We start from the raw sequence: 22402 nt of genomic DNA, 5'->3' as shown, positions 1-22402 counted from the left end.
GTACAAGGGAGAGAGAAAACCTTGAAATATCGATTAATTGCACTGGATGTAGACGGAACTCTTTTAAATGATGCGCATGAATTATCAGAGCGCACGATTGAAACGATTCAGGAGGTACATGATCAAGGGTGTCATATTGTGCTATGTACCGGAAGAGCTCCTGCCAGCACGTTGCCAATTCTACAACAGCTTGGGCTTGAAGGAACGATGATTACGCATAATGGCGCGGCGACAGTTCACGCGGATGAACGGGGTCAGACGTTGATCAATGAGTTTGCTTTTACGCTACCTGAAATTGAGCCTATGTTGGATTATGTGCGAAGAGAAGGCATTCATTTCGATGTATGTACGTCTTTTAACATGTATATCGAACGGATCAGTGAGTACGAAAAACAGATGTATCAAAAGTTTATGATTAACCCCAAACTTGTGACGAACGTATCAGAGCTTGGGCTGCCAATAGTGAAATTTACAATTTTTAGCCAAAATGAGTTAGATCGCGTTCAAAAGGAATGGGAAGAACAGAAACTATACGGTCATATGCGGATGATTCGCAGTGGCGACCTCTTTATTGATGTGATGAGTGCAAAGGCCGATAAGGGCAACGCTTTGAAAGCTTTGGCTGCTTCTTTAGAGATTGATCCTAGTGAGATCATGGCTATCGGAAATTATTACAATGACCTGGAAATGATGGCTTTTGCCGGACTCGGCATCGCTGTGGAGAATTCGCCAGAAGGCGTGAAAGAAGCAGCGGATGCGGTGACTTCATCTAATAATGACGAGGGTGTCCGTGAGGCTATCTTGAAATACTGTTTATAATATAAAAATTCGATAAAATCCTCGGTTTTTGAGGATTTTTGTCGTTTTAGGGGGTTCTTCCATATTATGACGTATGGTAGAATGAGAGAAAGAAAATCGATAACGGTGGTGTAAAGATGGGGAAAGAGAAAAAACGATTGACAAAGAAAGAAAAGGTAATTGCAACGGTGGTGTCAACTGCCATTGCGACTATTCCATTTTTTGTTGGGATGACGACTTATGAGGTTGCTGCAAATGGGACAGATTCGCCAATGCCAACACAAGACCTTGTTCAAGATGTTGTGATACCGCAAAATGGAAGTTCCAGCATTATTAATCTTAGACAACTTTATAACTTATCTGAGAATTCAACTTTTTCAGTTACAAATGATGTTAATACCTCCGCTTCAGTTGAAACTAGTTTTTTAGAAAAAGGATTTTTGAAAGTAAAGGGTGGAGAGACTGGGAAGGCTAGCTTCACAATTACAATCGATGATAATGGAGCCATTTTCGAAGAATCATTTAACGTAACCGTTGTTCCAGCTGAACCTACGGGGAAAATTAATATTGGTAATTTAGTAACTTATATGACTGCTTATTCAGAGGATTTTACAACAGCAACTCAAGTAAAACAACTGTTAACAAGCATTTCCCCGAGCCTCGTTGATGAAAATACAGGAGAAGGCACAACGAATATACTAAAAAAGCCATTTCCAGACTTTACGCTTAATAAAAATTCGAATTTTTCCATTAATAACGTTATGGATGTGTATGAATATTTTAAGCAGCGCAATGTAGAGGATTCGTTGACTTTTTATGTATTCTCTTCGGATCTGAATATAATTGATATTAAAAATAATGATGGGGTTTGGCAAGTAAGTACATCTAATCTAGCAGGGAGTGCAGACATAACGGTTGTGGCAGTTAACGATTCAGGGGATATAGGCTATGATACGTTCCGTGCAACCGTATTAGCTGATAATCAAGCACCAGTTATAAGCAAGAGTGTTTATAATAAATACCATATTTCCGATGGTGGATACTATGAGCTAGACTTGAACCAATATTTCTCAGATTCTTTGGGAGATTTACGTTTTGATTTAGTCGTGGCATCGGGATCTACGTCAACTTTTGACATTCCGATTTCAGGGTCAATGCTGTACTTAAATTCTGATATGAATTATATGACAGATATTGTAGGTGTAAAAGCAACTGATACGGCTAATCAAATGGTTTCACAACAATTTACCGTCACTGGTTCTACTTATAATCCTTTTAGTATACAACAGCTTTTTGTAGGCAGTACCTTAGAATTAAATCTAACAGACGCTTTTGAAACAACTGCGCCTTTAAATTATTCCTTCGATTTCGTTGATGGATTTAATAATAACACTGTGACGGTATCGAAAGAAGTTTACAATTCTCAGAACTATCTAAAGCTTTCTAATATAGTGAACTATCCTTCTTCTTCATCCAATCTTAAAATAAATGCGGTTAATCCTACTACAAATGAAGTTTTTACAGACAACATGTTTATGTTCCAAACATTCTTTGAAGGCGGTTTTAATATCGAATCCTTATTCCCTAATGAGAATGGGAAGGAACAATACATTCAAGTATTTTCCAGTAACTCCAGTATGCCAATAATTTCTGAGGGGAATTTCTACTTTATTAATGGTACTGGGACTACAACGATAACTATTGATGTTGATCATGGCAAGAAAATATTAACAATACCTTACACCACGTCACCGATATTACCATAGTAAGCAGGTGTCACATGCAATCGTCCTACGCGGCAATCATTGAACATTTACAGCAGCAGCATTTTAAGGAAGCGGAGGTTGAAGCGAAGGATCTTGTTCGGAGTAACCCCTTGGAAGCACAGGCTTGGGTTTTTCTGGGAGAGTCCTTGATGCGCCAAGGTTATGGCTTAACGGCTAAACGCGTGTTTAACCGTGCATGGCTTCTTGATCCAGAGGCCGCATGGGTTAAATCTGTCTATGAGGCCTTGGAGCATACGACTGATGGTGAAGAACGGGTAGATATCGAAGGAATGCTGCATGTTCCCAAGGTAACGGTTGCTGCAGCAATTCTGGCTCGGAATGAGGAGCAACGTATTGAAGCGTGCATTACTGCGCTTTATGAGGCTGTGGATGAAATTATTCTTGTTGATTCATCGACTGACCGCACCCGAGAGATTGCCGCCAAGTTCAGCAAAGTGAAGATTGTCTCAATAGAATGGAGCGATCATTTTGCCGCTGCACGAAATGAGGGTTTGAAACATATTCAAAGCGATTGGGTGCTTTGGGCGGATACAGACGAGCTTTTACTCGAAGAGGACGTTACCGGGATTCGAGAAATTGCCGGTATTTTTCATCATCTTTCTATACCGCCAGTTCTTCATATTTGGCATCTCAATCAGATTCTTGGTGAGGTTCACCATGACTTCTCACAGACACGGATGTTTCCAACGAAAAGAGGGCTTCAGTTCTGGGGAAGAATCCATGAACAGATAAGCGGCTCTCTTGGTATCTATCAGGAGGAAACTTATCGTCGTGCCGTTCGTATTCGCTTTCTCCATGATGGGTACGACCCTTCTGTGATAAAGAAAAAAAATAAACTAGAGCGCAATCTACGCTTACTAAAGATGATGATTGAAGAAGAGCCGAATGATCCTGGCAACTGGCTTTATTATGGGCGGGAATCTTTGCTGGCAGGGCAGGATGAGCAGGCGCAGAAAGCATTATTTGAAGCAGAACGACTAGGCTTACAGACACCGCGTTTTGGTAGAATGCTAGATGTCTATAAGCTGCTAACGCACTATTACATGAGCCGTAGGGATTGGACTCAGGCAGAATCAAATTGCAGTAAAGCTTTAGAGCTTAACGATCAATTTCCCGATGCTCATTTCCTCCTTGCCCAAATACGAATGAAGCAAGCAGATGAACTATATATGCAAGCGGATTTTCATCTCAAAAAAGCGAAGACATCCTTCAAGGAGTACAGAGGATCTGTCTCGGCTGATTATCAGATAGGTCAATGGAAAGCAGATTTAGCAGTAGCTGATCTAGCTTTAAGAGCAGGCAAACTGGCAGAAGCTCGTCATATTTATCATGTTCAAGCGAAGCGCTACCCGAACATCGAAAGCTTGTCCCAACGAATGGGTATGATTGAAAAACAGAGACAGTTACTGAATAGACCCATATAACGGAGTTGTCCTTACACCTCCGTTTTTTCATTTATCCTGAATACTCATATTTTGGACGATGTTGGGACAATCTACAGAAGAATCATAAGAACTGTAGAGGAGGCGAGGAAAGTCGTGGCCGATATTATGCTTAGACCCGACCTGAAAACGGCAGGCGGAGAAGTCTGCGATATTGAGTACAATGGGGAGTTTGTCGGTACGTTAACGCTAGTCTACAGGGAATCGGATCGACTTAAAGGCTCGATTCATCTGGAGCAGCAGTCCATTACGATCGTGGACAAACAGAAGGTGTATGATTTCGTTCAGTCATACATTCAGAGTGTCATTGATGCACTGGCTATTGAGGAGTGCGAGGTATTAGTTAGTTACAGTGATTATGATTTCGTTATCGCGACAGACCATGCCTTACAACCTACCATGCACGAAGGGGACTCACATTCGTACACTCGTCACGAACATGACGATGAGGTTGATTATGAATGGGTGAGGGACGAAACCCGATTCGATGACATCGACTCAGAGAATGCTCCAGATAAAATGGAAATGATTCAGGAACGCAAGAATCAACAGGGCTATGAGCTTGTTATTGTGGGTGAAAGTAGAAACCGTGTGGATTATCATGTTTATGATAAAGACTCGGAGTTGATTGCCGAAATTACGCTTCATATGTATGGTACTGATGTAATTGGAGATATAACATGGAGATTCGATCCTTTTGATGAGGAAATGGACAGGGTGTCAGAGCTCATCGTCGAAGATTTCAATGAGGATGAAACGGATACGTTCATTTTTAACATGATCTATAATGGGGAAACCGTAGATACGGTGGAATTAACGCACATTGATTTATTAGATTTGGTTGATGACATGGAAGAGGATACGATGCTTCCTTCTCCGGAAGATTACACGATTAATTTGGCCAGAGATGATGGCGATACACTTACGTATGAAATTTATCAGCAATCCTATGGTGGTTTGCCTATTGGTACGGCAACGGTAGATATTAGTTCTCGCCAGCTAACAGGATTCATTGATTTCCGCGAGCCAGGGGATTCGGATGATCGAGAGCTAATTGCCACATTATTGCTTGAAGAGTTGGATAAAGAAAAAGAGTATGAAACGTTTAATGTATCCATGCTGTATAGAAATAAGCTAATTGATGAAATTTGGTTCGAAACGGATCAATATCATTGAGCTAGCACCAAATGAAAAAAAGGCATGAACTCCCATGAAAGATGGAAGTCATGCCTTTCTGTTTAATTAAAAAGTGTTGGAAATGATGATTTGATCCAAAGGAAGGCGACCTGCGGATCTTGCAGGGGAAGCAGCCAAACCTACGCTAATCAGCATAACAGGTACATAACGTGCAGGTACATTGAATGCTTCAACGAATTTGCCGGCATCATAACCACCCATAGGGCATGTGTCATACCCTAGTGCTTTAGCGGCAATCATAAGCTGCATTGCAGCTAAGGATGCGTTACGAATAGCTTCGTCACGAGCAACTTGTGGGTATTGATATGCGCCTTCGATTTGAGCCGCAAGAGTGTCATACAATTCTTTTGGCATGTGCCCAGCTTCAACTGCTGGACCAAAAACGCGTTCTGTGTTTTTGTTAGCTTCGAGATCGCCTAGAATAGCGATAACAACGGAGCTCTCAACGATTTGTTTTTGTCCGTATGCGATAGGAAGTAATTTCTCTTTTTGAGCTTGATCATCAATAACGAGAAGCTTCCAGTGTTGAAGATTCCATGAAGATGGTGCTTGTGACGTTGATTTCAGCAGCTGCTCAAGATCGGCTTTCGGCATTTTGTGCCCAGCTTGATATTGCTTTACGGAATGACGGTCTTCTAAAACTTTCAAAACTTCGGATTTAACTTCTGTACTCATTAGGTTTCCCTCCAAGGATATAAATTTTTTGTGTGTCTGTTCATTGTTTAAAAGCATTAGGTTTTATCATTTGAAAAAATCCAATCAGTAAACCAATAATAACAATTACTGTAATCATAAATATTATAGTTTAAGTTGTCAAGAGAGTCTTTCGCGATGTCGGAAAATGTTGGATAATGGAAGCAAGAAAGGGGATGTTCCTCTTGAAAATGACGCAAAAAGAGCTGAGTCATCTTATTTTCCTCTCAGAAGTTGTCTTAACCGGCAAGAAGAAGAGCCTTATGGATGAGACCCTGCAATGTTTGCTCTATATTGTAAAATCACTTGAAGAGGTTGAGCTTCCCGATACCGTAGTCGATCAAATTGAAAGTCTTACAGCTCTAATTGAATCGGATTTACGTAATGAGAATGAACGAATTCAAGAGATTCGCGGTCATTTGGACTGGTCTCAAAAGGGAAGACGAAAACAGCAAGATTGATTGTGAAAAACGGTCTCTTCGTGATAGAATGTAGAGTACTGTTTTTTTCATAATTATGAGGTGATAGATATGAGCTACGATATCCCAAGAGATGTGCAAATGTTGGGGCGTGACATCCAAGAGAACCAATTGAAATATCATCACAAATCCGTTTTGATTTCCAAAGAATTTACGTTTGACAGTGCGCATCATTTGCATTGTTATGAAGGAAAATGTAAAAATCTGCACGGACATACCTATAAACTGCAAGTTATTATGCGCGGAAAAGTGGATAACCGGGGGATCGCTATAGATTTTGGTGATATTAAACGTATTGCAAAAGAACGTGTCGTTGACCGATTGGACCATAAATATTTGAATGATGTGCTGCCCGCTATGAATACAACCGCTGAAAATATGGTCGTTTGGATGTATGAGGAAATTCATCAGGCTTTGCTTGAGGAACAACTTTATCCAGCGATCATGCTGGAAGAAATCCGGCTGTGGGAAACGCCGACTAGTTATGCGGCCATCACACGCTCGATGATGGAGGAGGATGTGTAATGCGAGATATCCGCATTCCGATGGTCGAGATCTTCGAGACGGTTGAAGGCGAAGGGACCCGTGCCGGGTTCCCGACGGTCTTCGTCCGTCTTTTTGGTTGCAACCTGCGCTGCACCTGGTGTGACACCAAGTACAGCTACCCGCCCGCGGAAGCGGAGAACGTCATGACCATTGCTGAAATTATCAGCAAGGTCCAGACGTACCGCTCCCGGCATATTTGCCTTACCGGCGGCGAGCCGCTCCTGTACGGCGAGAAGTCGCTCGCGTTAATAGAAGCGCTCGCTGATCTGGAGCAGGTCGATGACCTGCATATCGAGACGAACGGGGCGATCGATCTCGCACTGTTCGTAGAGCGTGTCGCATCGCCGAAGGTGCGATACGTCATGGACTTTAAACTGCCCGACTCTGGCGAGATGGAGCAGATGGTCATGAGCAATTTCGCCCTGCTGCGCGAGCAGGACGAGTTGAAGTTCGTCATCGGCAGCGAGCACGACTTCCGCACTGCGGTGGAAGTGCTTGAGCAGCACCCGACGAAGGCGCTGCCGATGTTCAGCCCGGTGTGGGAGACCATGCCGCCGCGCAAGCTCGTCGAGCATATGCTTGACGCAGGGTTGTCCAAGGTGAAGCTGAACATGCAGCTGCATAAGATCATTTGGGATCCAGCGATGCGCGGCGTTTAGAGCGCGCATCTACTTATAATCCATTTTTCACAAAAGAAAAAGAGGTGTCTATGATGAGCGCAAGCAACGAAAATAAGAAAAGAGCCGTCATCATTCTAAGTGGCGGATTAGATAGTACAACCTGCATGGGACTTGCCAAAGAAGCGGGGTATGAGCTATATCCGATTTCTTTTGACTATGGTCAGCGTCATAAGATCGAAATCGAGAATGCCAAGCAAGTCGCTGAGCATTATGGTGTCAGTGGTCGTCATAAGATCATCAAGCTAGATTTCTTGCGTGATTTCGGCGGCAGCGCATTAACGGATGATAACATTGATGTTCCGAATGTTGTGGATGGCTTGACGGAAGGTTCAGAGGAGTCTGAAATCCCAGTGACTTATGTACCTGGACGCAATTTGCTATTCCTTTCGATTGCTACCTCTTATGCAGAAGTAACAGGATCACAGGCCATATATATCGGAGTGAATGCTCTCGATTACAGTGGATATCCGGATTGTCGTCCGGAATTCATTCATAAAGTGGAAGAAGTGATTGCCCTTGCCACCAAGGTCGGCGTTGAAGGAAAAGGGATCACGATTGAAACACCTCTCATTGACTGGACCAAGGCACGAATTGTGGAAGAAGGCTTGAAGATCGGTGTTCCTTACGAGCTAACTACGTCTTGCTACAATGGAAAAGCGGAAGCTTGCGGCGTTTGTGACAGCTGCCGTTTACGGTTGAAGGGTTTTGAAGAAGCGGGTTCAAAAGATCCGATACCATATTTAGCTTAAGTTTCCCGCAAGAAAGGCGGAGCGTTTCGTGACCAGAATCATGGTGGTGGATGATGACGTAGATATCAGAGAGTTGATTCGCGTTTATTTGGCCAGAGAAGGTTTAACAGTCATGCAGGCAAGCAATGGACAAGAAGCGCTCAGCATGCTTGAAACAACACCGGCGGATTTAGTCGTATTGGATGTCATGATGCCTTTAATGGACGGTTGGGAACTTTGTCGCGAATTAAGGGCGCAATATGAAGATTTGCCCCTCCTTATGGTGACAGCTAAAAGTGAATCCGTCCACAAGGTGAAAGGTTTCCAGCTTGGCACGGATGACTATCTTGTGAAGCCTTTTGACCCCGTGGAATTGGTGATGCGTGTTAAAGCTTTGCTTAAGCGTTATCGGATCAACGCCTCTCAGACGATCACACTCGGTAATGTGCTGATTGATCGCACGGCATTCGAGGTTCGATTGCAGGATCAACGCTTGGCGCTTCCTTTAAAAGAGTTTGAGCTCCTCTATAAGCTTGCTAGTTATCCAGCACAAATCTTCACCCGTACGCAGCTCATTGAGCAGATCTGGGGGATGGATTATGAAGGTGATGACCGAACGGTTGATGTTCATATTAAACGTTTGCGAGAGCGGTTCGAACCACTGACGGAGGAGTTTCGTATTACGACCATTCGCGGACTTGGGTACAGGCTCGAGGTGAATGCATGATTAAGATAAGGTCGCTTTATCTGCGCGTCGTGCTGACATTTCTGGCCATAGTTGTGGTTAGTGTGTCAGTCGCCTTTCCGCTGGCAACGGTCTTTTTCAGAAATCTGATTACCACGGAATTTCAAGCAGACATGCTCGCGATAGGCCGGCAACTAGTCACGTTGAGTGAAGACATTCAGCCGAAAAATCTGGATTCTTTTGTGGCAGGAAGCAACCGATTAAACGATAACTACACCTTGACTTTATTTTACGAAAACGGAGAGCCGGCGACGGCGATCTCTTTGGACAAAAAAGGGAATCCTCGTATTGAACCATCGGAAGTGGCCTATGTTCTACATGGCAGCATTTATAAAAGCCTAGACTATGGGATGCCCAAAGATCCAATCAATCAGATTAAGGTAGGATTGCCTCTCCAAGTTGATGGCAAAACTTTTGCCCTATTCATTCATCCAAACTTCTCCGAGGTAGCTCGTCGTCAAGTGCAGACAGCTGTCATTACTGTACTTCTGATCGTACTTATTGTCGGCAGCTTGCTCATTCTCGTCGCATCTCGCTATCTAGTGAATCCATTAAAGAAGCTGACGTTGGCTACGGAACGTTTAGCTCGAGGGAATTTTAATGTTCATGTTTCAGTGAAGCAAAAGGATGAGCTAGGACAGTTAGCTCAAAGTTTTAATCATATGGCTGGCGAACTGAAACAGTTAGAACAAATGCGGCAAGACTTTGTTTCGAACGTTTCCCATGAAATTCAGTCTCCTCTTACGTCGATCCGGGGCTTTTCCAAGGCGCTAAGGGGTTCAGAAATTGACGAGGCGGAGCGTGGACGTTACTTGGAAATCATTGAACGCGAGAGTGATCGGTTGTCTCGCCTTAGTGATAATTTATTGAAGCTGGCTTCTCTGGAGTCGGAGCATCATCCTTTTCACCCAACCACATACGATCTAGATGAACAATTACGTAGAGTTGTTGTATTCTATGAGCCGCAGTGGTCAAGTAAGCAATTGGAGCTTGACTTGGAGCTTCCTCGAGTGAAAGTTACCGCTGATGCAGACCAATTAAGTCAGGTATGGATGAATCTTCTTGGGAACGCAATCAAGTTCACACCCTTTAGAGGGACAATTCACATTCAGTTAGAACCTCTCAATGACCGGATTCGCATTCGCATTCAAGATAGTGGCATTGGAATCGCTGCCTCTGATCAAGAACGGATATTTGAACGATTTTATAAGGCGGATACGTCCAGACAGCGCGAGACAGACGGAAGCGGTTTGGGACTTGCGATTGTACGGAAAATTGTTGAACTTCACCAAGGTACTATTGAACTGCAGAGTGAAATCGATAGAGGAACGTTGTGTATCGTTACGATACCGATTCTGATATATCCAACTAATAAATAAAAGAGGACAGCAGATGTTTATGCTGTCCTTTTCCTATTTAAACAGGTAACCATGCCAAGCTGTAACCCATATAGTAGGTTAACTGAAAATCATTTTTCACGTAAGAAACGAGCATATTCTAATGGGCGTTTATAAACGCTGTCACGCTTGTCTATCTCATCATACAGTTCTTTTTGTGGCTTTCCGTTCACTTCAATGATCCAAAGAAATCCGGCGCTGTCCAGCACAAGGTCAACACTAAGTTCACCTAAGTGGCAGTGGGTACCCATTTCTATGATTTCCGCGGCTCTTAAACTTATGTCGTAAATCGAGCGAATGATGGCATTAACTTTATCAGGAGGATACAATTGTTTAAGCGCTTTTTCGGATAAACAAACCTTCTCGCACATGCTTGTATTAAAGAAACCTTTATGAGCTAATCGACTGATAACGTTGGTGGCAGACCATTGACCTCTCTTATTTTTTTGTGCGAGTACTCGGATATCGAATACTTGTTCGTTAAGTGGTTGAATATCGACGCCTTTTTGGATGATGTAAGGGGTGGATCCCACAAGCTTATCAATGCTCACTTGGAATTGCAGGGGATCTTCTACGATGATTTTAGGTGAAAAATGATGCTCCCCAATGTGAATCTCCTTCGAATCTTTCACCTCCACACGATAAACACTTTTCCCTTTATTTCCATAACAAGGTTTAACGTATAGGACCTTATGAGTATCTAGTAAGCTCAAAACATTTTCCCTGTCATACAGGATAGTTTCCGGTAAATATTGTGCGAGCCATTGGCTTAAATGAATATGAATCTCGTGCTTATTAAATTGGTTGATATGATTGAAACATTTCTCACTTCCGATTATGTTACCTAAACGTTCGATGATTTTAGGGTTAAAACGATAACAACGATTGTACACAACATCGGGGAAAGGAAATTTACTTAGAAGCCATTTTCGGTTTATTCGATGTATGCCGGATATGCTATTCCGTTTCCAATCAATATCATCTGGGGTAAAACAGAATAATTTCATATTGGTCGTATTGCAGTTCAGATATTTTTGCAGGGCATACTTTCTTTCATACTGGTTAGCAACCATGATACCGACTAAACCGCTTCCTTTGGCCATCGTTTTCCTCCTTAATCCTGTAAAGAAAGTCCTATACAGAATATGTTAGGAAATTGGATGTGTATGGACAAGAATACAATGGAATAGAAAATGTGTTCATTTATTAAATTAGAAATTAATTTGCCCTTGGGGTAAAATAGCCCAGCCAAAACGTTGTTAGGTGAATAACTTGATTTTGACAACAAATAAGGAGTGATTAGTTATGGGTAGAGTACCTGGACCTCCAGGACCTCCAGGGCCACAGGGGCCACAAGGATTACAAGGACCACAAGGACCGGCAGGACCACAAGGACCAGCAGGACCACAAGGACCGCAAGGTCCAGCTGGGGGGATATCTTCATTTGCTTTCCTTTGCAGCACAGTGGAACAAAACATTGCTGCTGCATCAGTCCCCGGCGGGCAAGGCGGAGCCGTCGCTTTCAATGATTCTCTTATCAACGGTACGGCCATTTCATTCACAGCTCCGCAAACGATCAACATCCTTGAGTCTGGCACCTATAATATAAGTTGGGAAGTGTTCCCTACACCAGGTAATAATGCGTTTGGCTTGTTTTTTGATCCTGCTGGCCCTGCTCCAGCTTCCTTGGTACTTTGCAGCAACTATGGTACGAATGCAGGGAATCAACCTTACCAAGGTCAGGTCGTTACTCAATTAACGGCAGGTGGTACGTTAACATTGAATCGGATTGATAACATGGGTAACCTGATATTGCAAAACGCTATTGGCGGAGGTACACCTGTAGTAAGCGCATCCATTGTAATTGAGAAGTTAGCATAATAATCAATTAGGAAAAGGCACCTTTTATATGGCGGCGGTTCTATCATATCCTGCCACAAGTTTCTATATTAGTTAAATAAGCATTAGACAATCACTATTAGCCGTATTGGTTGTCTAATGCATTCCCGGGTTTACCTCCCGGAAATTACCATTTGCAAATGTGAATAACATACATACGTAAGTCCAAATATTTCTTATTGTCTGGTCTCCAATAGATCCCCGTGTTATTCACGGAGATGATTGGTGACTTTTTTTATTTGTTCATATTGGGTTCATATTGAACCTGTATGGTTAGCGTATAAACATTTGATGAGAATAAGTTTACGCTTGTCATGAGGGGAGTACAGGAATGAATCGATTAACACAGTTTTCCATGAAGAATGTCTCGGCATTATTCATTATCATGATCATGCTTTTTGTTGGCGGATTTTATTCATCCACACAGCTTAAAGTAGAGAACATGCCAAACGTTTCTTTTCCAGTAGTTGCTGTAACAACTACCTATACAGGAGCGCCCAAGGATGTCATGGATGAAATTACGGCTCCTATTGAAGAAAAGCTAGCGAACATTGAAGATCTGGATTCCATAACTTCAACTTCGAGTGATAATTTCTCCATGATTATCGTTCTGTTCAAACAAAATGTAGATATTGACAAGAAGAAGCAGGCCGTTCAAGATATGTTGGCTGAAGTTAAGCTTCCGGCTGCTGCAGGAGCGCCAAAAGCGTCAACATTCGGTGCTGCCTCTTTCCCTTCCAATTACTTAGTCGCTTATGCGAAGGACGGGGTAAGCCAAACAGAGCTCGACAAGTCTTTTAAAGATAAAATCAAGCCAGGTCTTGAAGGAATTAAAGGGATCGACCATATGGACGTTATTGGTGCCAGAAGCACATCGCTCGATATTGAGCTGGATGCTGCTGCGCTTGATGTATATGGATTGTCACCAGCTCTAGTGAGCAATGCAATTAATTCCGCTGCGACGAAGAGTCCGATCGGTAGCGTAGAAATTAGCGGCAACAATAAGATGACTCGTGTCACTGGCAATTTATCAAGCTTGTACGATTTGCAACAGGTCGAAATCACCACACCTAAAGGAGATATTGTAACACTAGATCAAGTCTCCAAGGTAAAGGCGATAACGGAATCTGACTTCAATGGTAGACTGGATGGCAAGCCAGCTATTGGTATGATTTTGTACAAAGCAGGCAGTGCTAATGCGGTTGATTTCTCAGGATCCATCGAGAAGCTCATTCATGAGTGGGAAACATCACTGCCCAATATTACTTTCAAAAACACCTACGATAGTGCAGATCAAATTAAGGAGTCCATTACAGGACTTGTACGTGAAGGTATTGTTGGGGCGATATTGGCTTCTTTAATGATACTTATTTTCCTCCGGAACATTCGGATGACACTCATTGTTCTCGTCTCGATACCACTTTCCATTTTGATCACCTTATTATTAATGTCGCAATTAAATTTAACGCTTAATACGATGACACTCGGTGGTATTTTTATCGCAGTAGGTCGTGTGGTTGATGATTCCATTGTTGTTATCGAAAACATATATGCTTCATTGGAAAAAGCGCAGGAACGCAAAGAATCCGTCATCGCCTTAGCGACGAAGCAAGTTTCGATGGCTATTACGTCCTCAACTTTGGCAACCGTAGGGGTTTTTGCTCCACTGGCTTTGGTAACGGGTGTTGTAGGAGGGTTCTTTAGACCTTTTGCCTTAACAATTGCTTGTGCACTTTTATCTTCCTTAATTGTTGCTTTAACGGTTATTCCGATGCTCGCTAAATTGCTCGTTCTTCGAAGCAAGCCGGGTAAGGGACACCATGATGAATCAAAGCCAACTAAATTAACAACATTCTACGAAAAGGCATTGACATGGAGTTTGAAAAATCGGATAAAAACATTGTTAATTTCAGGACTTATGCTTGTAGTCACAATTGCGGCGACGGTACCGTTCCTATCGGTTTCGTTCTTGCCTAGCTCGAAACCTGCAAAAACAATGTATTTCCAGATTAAAATGCCGTATGCGACTTCTTTTGAGGCTACAGATGCGAAAACGAAAGAAATTGAAACCGTCTTGCTAGATACGAAAGATTCCAATGGCGAGCCTGTGTTCAAATTCGTTGAAGCCTTGGTCGGTTATGCAGGTAAAGATGACGAACGGACGCCTTATGCTTCACAGATTTTTGTCCAAGTGAATGATAAGGTCGATCCGAATCAAGTGAAAGACCAAATGAAAGCTTATATTCTCTCTGAACTGCCAAGCGGATCTGAAGTAGAGCCTAAATCCATGGAAGGTGATTTCGGTGTTTCATCGACTGACTTTGCCTATACCCTGCAAGGCGAGGATCAGCTTCAATTAGAGAAAGCAGCCGGTTTGGTTAAAGAGAAGCTAAATACATTCACGGAGCTAAGTGAAATTGCGGATAACCTAAGTGATGCCAAAACAGAAATAGAAATTGCTGTGGATCAGAAAAAAGCGAGAGCATACGGACTAAGCTCATCGACCGTACGTGATACTGCACGTGCTTGGATTCAAAAGCAAAATTTAGGTGATATGAAATTCGATAATATCGTTTATACGACAACGGTATCGTTAGACAAATCGGACAAAGATACACTTGAGAAAATAGGTAATATCCCATTGACCGGATCAAATGGTTCAAAGATTTTATTGAAGGAAGTAGCTAAGGTCAATGAAACGAAAGGCGCTGCTTCGCTCGCACGTGAGGAACAGCAGCAGCTAGTGAAAGTGACTGCAAAAATCAATGCAGCTGATAAAACGGGTGTAAGTGCCAAAATCAGCGCCGCAATGAAAGATATCGAATTGCCTGAAGGCGTGACACCAAAGATAAGTGGTGTTTCGGATGACGTGAATGAAAGCTTTATGCAGTTGTTTGTCGCGATGGCTGCGGCCATATTCGTAGTTTACTTGATTATGGTATTGGCCTTTGGAAACGCAAGTGCACCATTCGCCATCTTGTTCTCTCTACCGCTTGCAGTTATTGGGGGTCTTCTCGGACTTGTCATAGCAAGAGAGCCGTTAACCGTAACCTCTATGATTGGTTTCCTTATGCTTATTGGGATCGTAGTGACGAATGCGATTGTATTAATCGATCGTGCCCAACAGCTTCGCGAAGATGGATACACGGTTCGTCATGCTCTAATTGAAGCGGGGAAAGTAAGACTTCGTCCTATTATTATGACCGCTGGAGCTACCATTATGGCATTGGTGCCTCTTGCGCTCGGTATTTCTGGAGAAGGCGGATTAATCGGTAAAGGACTGGGTGTAGTCGTTATCGGTGGTTTGATTACCTCTACGCTATTGACACTAGTTGTCGTACCGATTGTGTACGAATTGATTGAAAGTATAAAGAACCGTATAGGTCGTATGTTCAATCGTAAGAAAGTAAACGAAAAAACGATGTTAGAGGTATAGGAGGCACATAGATGATTAACGATAGTTCGCGGAAACGAAAATTTAAATCCCGTTCGATGGGGGTGATAGTCCTATTGACCGCTGCGGCGGTCTTGGCCTCAGCTTGTTCAGCTCCAGGTGCAAAAGGGGCTGCAACGGTGCAGTTAGCACCAAAGGCGATTAAAACAGATGTCATAAAGAAGCAGAAAATTAGCAATCCGATCGAACAAGTTGCTGATGTAGCGGCAGGAACGACGCTTGATGTTGTATCAAAAGCTAACGGTGAAGTAACGGAAGTGCTAAGAAAACGTGGAGAGTATGTTGAGAAGGGGGAAATTCTCTTCGTTATTGATAATAAAGATGCCTTATCTGCCAAAAGAAAAAGTGAGCTTTCTGTGAGAAGTGCCCAAGAATCCTTGCAGCAAGCAAAGGATAATAAAGTAAATAACCGCAAAGATCTGTTGGACAATGTAACTAGATCGCAAACTGCACTCAAGAATGCTGCGCAAGAATACAACAAAGTTCGGAATGAATATGATGCAGGCATTGCTGTTCAACATCAAGTGGATCAATCCAAACAAGCACTGGATAGCGCTCAGATGAATCTAGATGCTGCACAAAGCAAGCTTTCAGCCTTTGATAATTCCGATTCGATTTCGGCTATTCAAACACAGGCAGAGTCCGCTAGTCTAACATTAGAAGATGCGACTCGTTCATTAGAGAATTATCAAGTTAAGGCACCAGGTAACGGGATTCTTACTGATTTCAACGTAGTGGTTGGGCAAACAGTAGCTGCCGCGGCAGGGAAAGTTGGGCAAGTCCAGCAGATTGATCCGATCAAAATCAAAACCGAGCTTACGGAAACGAATTTCCTCCTTGTGAAAGGAAAGCAAGAACTCATTTACTATAATCCGGATTCGCCTGACAAAAAAGGAACAGCTAAAATTAGCTACTTGGCACCTATTATGAGTGCTGCAACAAAAACGTACACGTTAGAACTGGAAGTTCCCAATAGCGATCATCTGCTGCAGCCTGGTAATCGATTCATGGTACAGCTCACGACTGAGACGGAAGAACAAGTGGTTGCTATTCCTACATTAAGCATCATTCGTGAAGAGTCCGATACCTTCGTTTTTGTTCAGCAAGGTGATCAATATCAGAAACGGAAAGTGAAATTAGGACGCATTAACGGGGAGTATCAAGAAGTGATCGAAGGCGTCAAAGACGGCGAGAAATTGGTTACTGCCGGACAGAACACCTTGAAGGACGGTCAAAAAGTAGACAGTGCTAATGCTAGCGCGGAGCCGCAGCCGACAACAACACCAGCAGCCAAATAGACATCAGCGAAACTTCACAATAAGGAGAGTACTTACATGAAAAACAAACCATGGAAATCTAGCTTAACAGCCATCTTGCTAGGTACAATGATCGTTCAAGGCAGTACGGCGGTATGGGCGGCCGACTCGGCGACACCTAGTGTCTCTGCACCAACTGTCAATTACGGATTGACACCCGATATACGTGCCGCGATCAAAAGTGCAGCTGTGACGCCAACCGCGTCAGGTTCACAACTTGCGGTTACTGTTCGCTTATATAACGGAGGTGCCGTGCAGAACAGAGTTCCCGAGCACGAGCTTCGTGTTCAAACCGCTAGTGGCGTTTCGTATACATTGAAACCAAGTGCGAGCAATAAAGAAGCTCTGCAGCCCAAAGAAATCGGCGAGCTTGTGTACATGACTTCCGTTGATAGCAAGGAAATTGGTCAAATTGAGCAGTTATCCTTCGTGAATGTAGATATCTATTCCTATCCAAAGGTGGAAACTACACTGCTAGCTATGCCAACTAAATCCGTGTGGTATGGCGGTACAGGAAATACAGCTTTGCAGAGTCTCGAAAACTTAGCATGGGGTCAAGCATTCACCATTCCAGGGGTTAATTCAGGACTGACATATTCACCAGTCGAAGTTTCTATGCAAAATACGGCGTCAGGCCGCGTAGCCGTCGTAACGGTATTAGCTAGTAATCCCGGAGCAGGGCGGGAAACCGTTCCTGCTTTCCGAATGGACGCGCAGTCCGAGCTGAAAAGTTATGAAGGTAAACGTTCCGAAGTGGACCCGGTGACCTTGGAGGCAGGCGAGAAAAAATACATCCATTTCGCGATTCCAGTGGAAAATGGGGTGACGCTGTCTAACCTTCTCGTTGTATCGACGGATACGTTTGTACCCAAAGGTGGAGGTCAAGCCACTACGCTAGCAACTGGAAAACTAGCTATCGCATGGCCAAAAGAGCAAGGGAATTCTGCTGCAGCGCCTTACACAATGGGTCAGCCGATCACATTTGATGCTTTGACCAAAGTGGTTGATAAGTCAACAGAAGTATCGCTTATGGAGCTTCATCTGCATGAGAATCCAGGGGAAGGCTACCAAACTGCGGTAGCTAAGTTCAAATTAACGAATACGAGTACAACGCCAACAGCAACGCCTGCCTTCCTATCCGAATTGGTCAATGCACAGGGGGTTACTTATCAAGGTTCCCGTCAAACGAATGTAACGACGATGCTAAATCCAGGATTAAGCTATGTGGTAAGCTACTCCTACATTGTGCCGCAAACCGAAGAGAGCACAAGCTTCTCGTTAAAGCTGCTCGATTCAGTAGCAGCAGCACCTTTTACAACAACGATTGCCGCTCTGCAAACGGATGTACAGAAGGAAGAAACGGATTCCACCATTTCGTTATATCCATTTGATCTGACGTTCAATGATGTCACAGTGAGCACACAGACGACGGCTCAATTGGCGTATACGTACAAGTTCCGACTTGATCTGGACATTAAACAGAAAGAGAATGTCGTGGTTGACAACAACTTCTCGAAATTGAAATTTGAAATTGTTGATAACGCTGGACGTGTTGTCGGTTCTAAGGATGCTTCCTTCACAGGTGTAAATAAACTAATCAGCGGGAAACAAATGCTGGATGCAACGAATATTACAACCGATCAATTCAGTTATCCTTTCACGGTCAATGTGTATGAAACGATCGAAACGCAAAATGGAACGGCGAAGCGCTTATTGAAAGTAATCAAATAAGGGTTAGTTGAACGAAAAAAGAGAAGGCAAGGATATTCTTGCTTTCTCTTTTTTTGTTTTCTGTCGCTTACTTGGGAAAGTTTCACCAGACCTCTAGTTAGGGGAACGTCGATTCGTTATTTTGGGAAATCTGCGATAGAAATCGAATGAGAGGACGTGAGGGCGCTATTTGATCAAAATGTACGATCTGGAGAAAAAAACAGTGAAATAACGCATCGTCGTTCCTCTACCTGGTGATTTCAGGTGTTTTTGGTCCAAATAGCGGAACGTCGTTCCCTCCAGGTAAATCTGGTTGGGACTCAGCATTCATGGTGGTGGCCGTCAGGCCATGTTAGTTCGGGATGCCCCTATTCATCCCTACAAACGAGCTTTAACGGACTTTGCATAGTCGGAAGGCGGCATGCCAACGGTTTTCTTAAAATCTCTTGAGAAATAGTGAATGCTGGCATACCCCAACATGGCTGCAATCTCTGTAAAATTATATCGGCCGTCTCTAATAAATGTTTTGGCTTGTTCAATTTTGAGGGACTTGAAAGCTTCCAAGACGCCTGTCTGCATCTGGGATTGGAAAAGTTCCTTTAATCGGCTTTTGCCCAAGTGGAACGTTTGGCATAAATGGTCTTGCGTGAAGGATTGAGAGAGATTGGCTTTCAAATACTCCATGATTTGCTGAACGATTCGTTGTTCGGCTTTTTCTTTTTGAAGGGATGATTGTTTGTATTTCATAGAATCTGGTGTGGAAGCTTGCTCTTGATTCCGAATGAGTGTGATTAACAAAACCTCTAAATAGGATTTGATCATTTGTTCGCTGGCAAAAGGCGCCTGCGGATTTCTTTCCAAATGATGAACGGTTGGTTTGTCAAAAGGGGGCAGGAACGCCTGAAACCCTTCTTGGATGATGAGGGATAGGATATTTCTTTCCCGATCTCCTAATGCCAGAATCTTTTTCTCGAAAATAGCCATGGCAGGAGAAGTACACTCGAAGCATATGACGATAAGGTTTGGCGGTGTATGCTCGTGCTTCACGCTAACCGTATGGAATTCCTCGGGTTTGTGGAAGATCATATTTCCTTGATGTAGGGTATGAATGTGATCATCGGCACGAACTTCAACTTCCCCTTTGTCCACATAAAGAATCTCCCAGAAGTCATGCTGTTCTCCGTCAAATACAAATCCCTTTGCATACTCGAAATAATGAAAGGAAAAGAGGGTTTGAATGGTAAGTGATTCCTGTAGTTGTATACTTGGGAAATCCATGCTGCTCGTCCTCTCTCAGACTCGATCTTGTTCCAAACTCAGTGTTAATCTCATTTTACCATATCCATTTTTGCAAAAGTGCAAATAAATCGGCTTTTTGGATAAATCTTATCGAATGCGGCTCTTTTATAATAAAGGGAAGAGACGGAGGAGATAACGATGAAAAAAGGGATTAATATTTGGTCATTTCCAGGCGCTATGAAAGTGGAGCAATGTATAACCGTAGCTAAACAAGCAGGATTCGACGGCATTGAGCTGGCTCTAAACGAGACTGGCCAATTAAGCTTGGAAAGTAAAGAAAGCGAAATCAAGGAATACCGTAAGCTTGCGGAAGATCAGGGCATTGCGCTTTCGAGTTTAGCCAGCGGATTATACTGGACTTATTCGTTAACAAGTGGACATGCACAAACGCGTCAAAAAGCGAAAGATATCGTCAAGAAACAATTGGAGAACGCTGCAATTCTAGGTGTTGATACGATATTAGTTGTGCCAGGTGCTGTTGGCGTTGATTTCATTCCGGATTCTGAAGTGGTTCCATATGATCAAGCCTACGACTACGCTTTGGAAGCTTTCATTGAGCTTTCCGATGTTGCCCATTCATTGAAGGTATCCATTGGTATAGAAAACGTATGGAACAAATTTTTATTATCCCCGCTTGAAATGAGAGATTTTATCGATAAAATTAATTCGCCATATGTTGGCGCTTACTTTGACGTAGGGAATGTCTTATATGCCGGCTATCCAGAGCATTGGATTTCCATATTAAATAAACGTATCAAAAAAGTGCATTTCAAAGATTACCGCCGCGCCGCAGGAGGCTTGCATGGTTTTGTGGATCTTCTAGCCGGTGATGTTAATTATCCAGAGGTTATGAAAGCCCTTCAAACTATCGGGTATGGCGATTATGTCATTGCGGAAATGATTCCAGGTTATACGCATCATGGTGAACAGATTATTTATAATACATCGGGTGCTATGGACGCCATCTTAGGGAGGAAGTAATTGACATGCTTAGAATCGGATTAATTGGATTAGGCTTTATGGGTAGGACTCATCTGGAGAATTACGTTCGCCTGGAGTCAGAAGGAGTTCCCATTCAAGTTGTGGCTTTGTGCGATATTGACAATGAGAAGCTCGAAGGTCGCGCGGCTGCAGGCAACATCGATACGGGTTCATCTGGCATTGACTTCGGCCGCTACAATAAATATACAAGTGTGAGCGAAATGCTTGAGAAGGAACAGCTTGATTACGTGGATCTTGCACTGCCTACTTATCTACACAGAGACATAGCGGTTCAATGTTTGAATCATGGTCTTCATGTTTTGTGTGAAAAACCGATGGCGCTCAATGCTGCGGAGTGTAAAGATATGATTCAGGCAGCCGAGGCGAATGGAAAGCAGTTAATGATAGGTCAATGCTTGAGATTCTGGCCGGCCTATGTATATCTCAAACAGGTTGTTGAGGAGAAAACGTTTGGTCAGGCACTGGGTGGTTATTTCTACCGCGGGGGAGCAACTCCGACTTGGGGACCTTGGCTTACACAAAAAGAGAAAAGCGGCGGAGCGCTGCTAGATATGCACGTTCATGATATTGATATGATACATTGGTTGTTCGGTAAGCCTGAATCCGTATCCTGTTTGGCACGTAATGTCGTTCCCGGCAGCGGATATGATGTGGTTTCTGCCAACTATCTGTATGAAGATGGCAAAGTCATCAATGCTCAAGCTGATTGGACTCTTGAAGGAGATTATGGCTTCGACATGCAGTTCCGAGTTAATTTTGAAAAAGGCAATATCGTTTTCAAAGGCGATTCCTTACAAGTAAATGTGAATGAAGGAAACGGCTTCAGTCCTGAACTATCCTCGGAAATGGGTTACTATAACGAAATTAAATATTTTATTGAGACGCTGCTTTCAGGTGAAAATATTTCAATAGCGACTCCCTCCAGTACAATGGGCAGCATTGAAATTGCTGAGGCTGAAATCGAATCTGCGGATAACCGCGGTGCATGGGTTAGCGTTAAAGGTTAAATGGGACTGCAGAATAAGTAGAGAAAACCTTGGAAATCGGATCCGATTTCCAAGGTTTTTTTCTAGCTTTTAATTACCAGCGTGTTTATTCGCATCATCAATGCCGTTATTACTGTTGCTTTTATTCTTGTTGCTGTTTTTACCTGCATTTGGATTGTTTTGCTGATTGGCTTGATTTTTTTGTTGGTTCGACATTAGCCCACGTCCCTTGATTGTATTTTAA

20 protein-coding genes are annotated in these 22402 nt (G+C 43.1%); 16 read left to right on the top strand and 4 right to left on the bottom strand.

All coding sequences use genetic code 11. The annotated features are described in order from the left end of the window. Nucleotides 1-21: 21 nt before the first annotated feature. The 4 genes from AC58U0_RS07555 (at nucleotide 22) to AC58U0_RS07540 (ending at nucleotide 5203) form a co-directional block, all read left to right on the top strand. Entirely contained in the window at nucleotides 22-819 is a 798-nt protein-coding gene (locus AC58U0_RS07555; RefSeq protein WP_497378372.1) for a Cof-type HAD-IIB family hydrolase, read from the top strand. 116 nt (nucleotides 820-935) lie between these two features. After that, nucleotides 936-2564 carry a hypothetical protein gene (locus AC58U0_RS07550; RefSeq protein WP_497378371.1) on the top strand — a complete coding sequence of 543 codons (1629 nt, stop codon included), beginning with the start codon at nucleotides 936-938 and terminating at the stop codon, nucleotides 2562-2564. 14 nt (nucleotides 2565-2578) lie between these two features. Beyond that, on the top strand, nucleotides 2579-4009 hold the full coding sequence (locus AC58U0_RS07545) for a glycosyltransferase (protein ID WP_497378369.1): 1431 nt from the start codon (nucleotides 2579-2581) through the stop codon (nucleotides 4007-4009). A 114-nt stretch (nucleotides 4010-4123) separates the two neighbouring features. Next, a complete protein-coding gene (locus AC58U0_RS07540; protein WP_063860287.1) occupies nucleotides 4124-5203 on the top strand; it encodes a hypothetical protein in 1080 nt (359 codons plus the stop codon). Between the two features lie 66 nt (nucleotides 5204-5269). Here the strand turns inward: AC58U0_RS07540 and AC58U0_RS07535 are convergent, their stop codons facing one another. Beyond that, the gene (locus AC58U0_RS07535; protein ID WP_497378367.1) at nucleotides 5270-5899 is read right to left on the bottom strand and encodes a nitroreductase family protein; all 630 of its coding nucleotides are present in this window, start codon (nucleotides 5897-5899) and stop codon (nucleotides 5270-5272) included. 209 nt (nucleotides 5900-6108) lie between these two features. On the opposite strand from AC58U0_RS07535, the gene AC58U0_RS07530 reads away from it, so the two are divergent. The 6 genes from AC58U0_RS07530 (at nucleotide 6109) to AC58U0_RS07505 (ending at nucleotide 10474) form a co-directional block, all read left to right on the top strand. Beyond that, nucleotides 6109-6378, top strand: a complete 270-nt coding sequence (locus tag AC58U0_RS07530; protein WP_497378838.1) for a hypothetical protein — start codon at nucleotides 6109-6111, stop codon at nucleotides 6376-6378. A gap of 69 nt (nucleotides 6379-6447) precedes the next feature. Next, complete coding sequence (gene queD / locus AC58U0_RS07525; protein WP_056827790.1) at nucleotides 6448-6921, top strand: 6-carboxytetrahydropterin synthase QueD; 474 nt, start codon at nucleotides 6448-6450, stop codon at nucleotides 6919-6921. Further along, complete coding sequence (locus tag AC58U0_RS07520) at nucleotides 6921-7601, top strand: 7-carboxy-7-deazaguanine synthase QueE (RefSeq protein ID WP_497378365.1); 681 nt, start codon at nucleotides 6921-6923, stop codon at nucleotides 7599-7601. The genes queD and AC58U0_RS07520 overlap by 1 nt, the downstream gene beginning before the upstream one ends. A 53-nt stretch (nucleotides 7602-7654) precedes the next feature. Beyond that, entirely contained in the window at nucleotides 7655-8371 is a 717-nt protein-coding gene (gene queC, locus AC58U0_RS07515; protein ID WP_497378364.1) for a 7-cyano-7-deazaguanine synthase QueC, read from the top strand. Nucleotides 8372-8399: 28 nt separating this feature from the next. After that, complete coding sequence (locus AC58U0_RS07510) at nucleotides 8400-9077, top strand: response regulator transcription factor (RefSeq protein ID WP_497378363.1); 678 nt, start codon at nucleotides 8400-8402, stop codon at nucleotides 9075-9077. Continuing rightward, nucleotides 9074-10474 (top strand): sensor histidine kinase, encoded by a 1401-nt coding sequence (locus AC58U0_RS07505; protein ID WP_497378362.1) that lies wholly within the window; start codon nucleotides 9074-9076, stop codon nucleotides 10472-10474. Before AC58U0_RS07510 ends, AC58U0_RS07505 begins: the two co-directional genes overlap by 4 nt. A gap of 89 nt (nucleotides 10475-10563) precedes the next feature. Here AC58U0_RS07505 and AC58U0_RS07500 read toward each other — a convergent pair whose 3' ends face one another. Beyond that, nucleotides 10564-11595 carry a YheC/YheD family endospore coat-associated protein gene (locus tag AC58U0_RS07500; RefSeq protein ID WP_497378360.1) on the bottom strand — a complete coding sequence of 344 codons (1032 nt, stop codon included), beginning with the start codon at nucleotides 11593-11595 and terminating at the stop codon, nucleotides 10564-10566. 202 nt (nucleotides 11596-11797) lie between these two features. On the opposite strand from AC58U0_RS07500, the gene AC58U0_RS07495 reads away from it, so the two are divergent. The 4 genes from AC58U0_RS07495 (at nucleotide 11798) to AC58U0_RS07480 (ending at nucleotide 18892) form a co-directional block, all read left to right on the top strand. Continuing rightward, the gene (locus AC58U0_RS07495) at nucleotides 11798-12373 is read left to right on the top strand and encodes a collagen-like protein (RefSeq protein ID WP_497378359.1); all 576 of its coding nucleotides are present in this window, start codon (nucleotides 11798-11800) and stop codon (nucleotides 12371-12373) included. Between the two features lie 349 nt (nucleotides 12374-12722). Then, nucleotides 12723-15827, top strand: a complete 3105-nt coding sequence (locus AC58U0_RS07490) for an efflux RND transporter permease subunit (protein ID WP_497378358.1) — start codon at nucleotides 12723-12725, stop codon at nucleotides 15825-15827. An 11-nt stretch (nucleotides 15828-15838) separates the two neighbouring features. Next, nucleotides 15839-17143, top strand: a complete 1305-nt coding sequence (locus AC58U0_RS07485) for an efflux RND transporter periplasmic adaptor subunit (protein WP_497378357.1) — start codon at nucleotides 15839-15841, stop codon at nucleotides 17141-17143. 36 nt (nucleotides 17144-17179) lie between these two features. Next, entirely contained in the window at nucleotides 17180-18892 is a 1713-nt protein-coding gene (locus AC58U0_RS07480) for a hypothetical protein (RefSeq protein WP_497378356.1), read from the top strand. Nucleotides 18893-19249: 357 nt separating this feature from the next. Here AC58U0_RS07480 and AC58U0_RS07475 read toward each other — a convergent pair whose 3' ends face one another. After that, on the bottom strand, nucleotides 19250-20149 hold the full coding sequence (locus AC58U0_RS07475; protein ID WP_497378355.1) for an AraC family transcriptional regulator: 900 nt from the start codon (nucleotides 20147-20149) through the stop codon (nucleotides 19250-19252). A gap of 159 nt (nucleotides 20150-20308) precedes the next feature. Here AC58U0_RS07475 and AC58U0_RS07470 point away from each other — a divergent pair, with 159 nt between their 5' ends. Together AC58U0_RS07470 and AC58U0_RS07465 are read left to right on the top strand one after the other, a co-directional pair. Then, nucleotides 20309-21151, top strand: coding sequence for a sugar phosphate isomerase/epimerase family protein (locus tag AC58U0_RS07470; protein WP_497378353.1), 843 nt, complete (start codon nucleotides 20309-20311; stop codon nucleotides 21149-21151). Between the two features lie 5 nt (nucleotides 21152-21156). Then, entirely contained in the window at nucleotides 21157-22179 is a 1023-nt protein-coding gene (locus AC58U0_RS07465; RefSeq protein WP_497378352.1) for a Gfo/Idh/MocA family protein, read from the top strand. Nucleotides 22180-22248: 69 nt separating this feature from the next. Here the strand turns inward: AC58U0_RS07465 and AC58U0_RS07460 are convergent, their stop codons facing one another. Then, complete coding sequence (locus AC58U0_RS07460) at nucleotides 22249-22374, bottom strand: hypothetical protein (RefSeq protein ID WP_497378350.1); 126 nt, start codon at nucleotides 22372-22374, stop codon at nucleotides 22249-22251. Nucleotides 22375-22402 lie beyond the last annotated feature (28 nt).

It is taken from the genome of Paenibacillus sp. J31P190 (genome assembly GCF_059692075.1).
Note: the sequence above shows the minus strand (reverse complement) of the source record. Positions and strands in the feature narration are given on the sequence as shown.

Bases quoted from the DNA above. Each gene is read 5' to 3' on its own strand.
- AC58U0_RS07485 (WP_497378357.1), top strand. From the start codon at position 15,839: ATGATTAACGATAGTTCGCGGAAACGAAAATTTAAATCCCGTTCGATG.
- queC (WP_497378364.1), top strand. From the start codon at position 7,655: ATGAGCGCAAGCAACGAAAATAAGAAAAGAGCCGTCATCATTCTAAGT.
- AC58U0_RS07480 (WP_497378356.1), top strand. From the start codon at position 17,180: ATGAAAAACAAACCATGGAAATCTAGCTTAACAGCCATCTTGCTAGGT.
- AC58U0_RS07530 (WP_497378838.1), top strand. From the start codon at position 6,109: ATGACGCAAAAAGAGCTGAGTCATCTTATTTTCCTCTCAGAAGTTGTC.
- AC58U0_RS07465 (WP_497378352.1), top strand. From the start codon at position 21,157: ATGCTTAGAATCGGATTAATTGGATTAGGCTTTATGGGTAGGACTCAT.
- AC58U0_RS07490 (WP_497378358.1), top strand. From the start codon at position 12,723: ATGAATCGATTAACACAGTTTTCCATGAAGAATGTCTCGGCATTATTC.
- AC58U0_RS07495 (WP_497378359.1), top strand. From the start codon at position 11,798: ATGGGTAGAGTACCTGGACCTCCAGGACCTCCAGGGCCACAGGGGCCA.
- AC58U0_RS07520 (WP_497378365.1), top strand. From the start codon at position 6,921: ATGCGAGATATCCGCATTCCGATGGTCGAGATCTTCGAGACGGTTGAA.
- AC58U0_RS07475 (WP_497378355.1), bottom strand. From the start codon at position 20,149: ATGGATTTCCCAAGTATACAACTACAGGAATCACTTACCATTCAAACC.
- AC58U0_RS07505 (WP_497378362.1), top strand. From the start codon at position 9,074: ATGATTAAGATAAGGTCGCTTTATCTGCGCGTCGTGCTGACATTTCTG.
- AC58U0_RS07500 (WP_497378360.1), bottom strand. From the start codon at position 11,595: ATGGCCAAAGGAAGCGGTTTAGTCGGTATCATGGTTGCTAACCAGTAT.
- AC58U0_RS07550 (WP_497378371.1), top strand. From the start codon at position 936: ATGGGGAAAGAGAAAAAACGATTGACAAAGAAAGAAAAGGTAATTGCA.
- queD (WP_056827790.1), top strand. From the start codon at position 6,448: ATGAGCTACGATATCCCAAGAGATGTGCAAATGTTGGGGCGTGACATC.
- AC58U0_RS07470 (WP_497378353.1), top strand. From the start codon at position 20,309: ATGAAAAAAGGGATTAATATTTGGTCATTTCCAGGCGCTATGAAAGTG.
- AC58U0_RS07535 (WP_497378367.1), bottom strand. From the start codon at position 5,899: ATGAGTACAGAAGTTAAATCCGAAGTTTTGAAAGTTTTAGAAGACCGT.
- AC58U0_RS07460 (WP_497378350.1), bottom strand. From the start codon at position 22,374: ATGTCGAACCAACAAAAAAATCAAGCCAATCAGCAAAACAATCCAAAT.
- AC58U0_RS07545 (WP_497378369.1), top strand. From the start codon at position 2,579: ATGCAATCGTCCTACGCGGCAATCATTGAACATTTACAGCAGCAGCAT.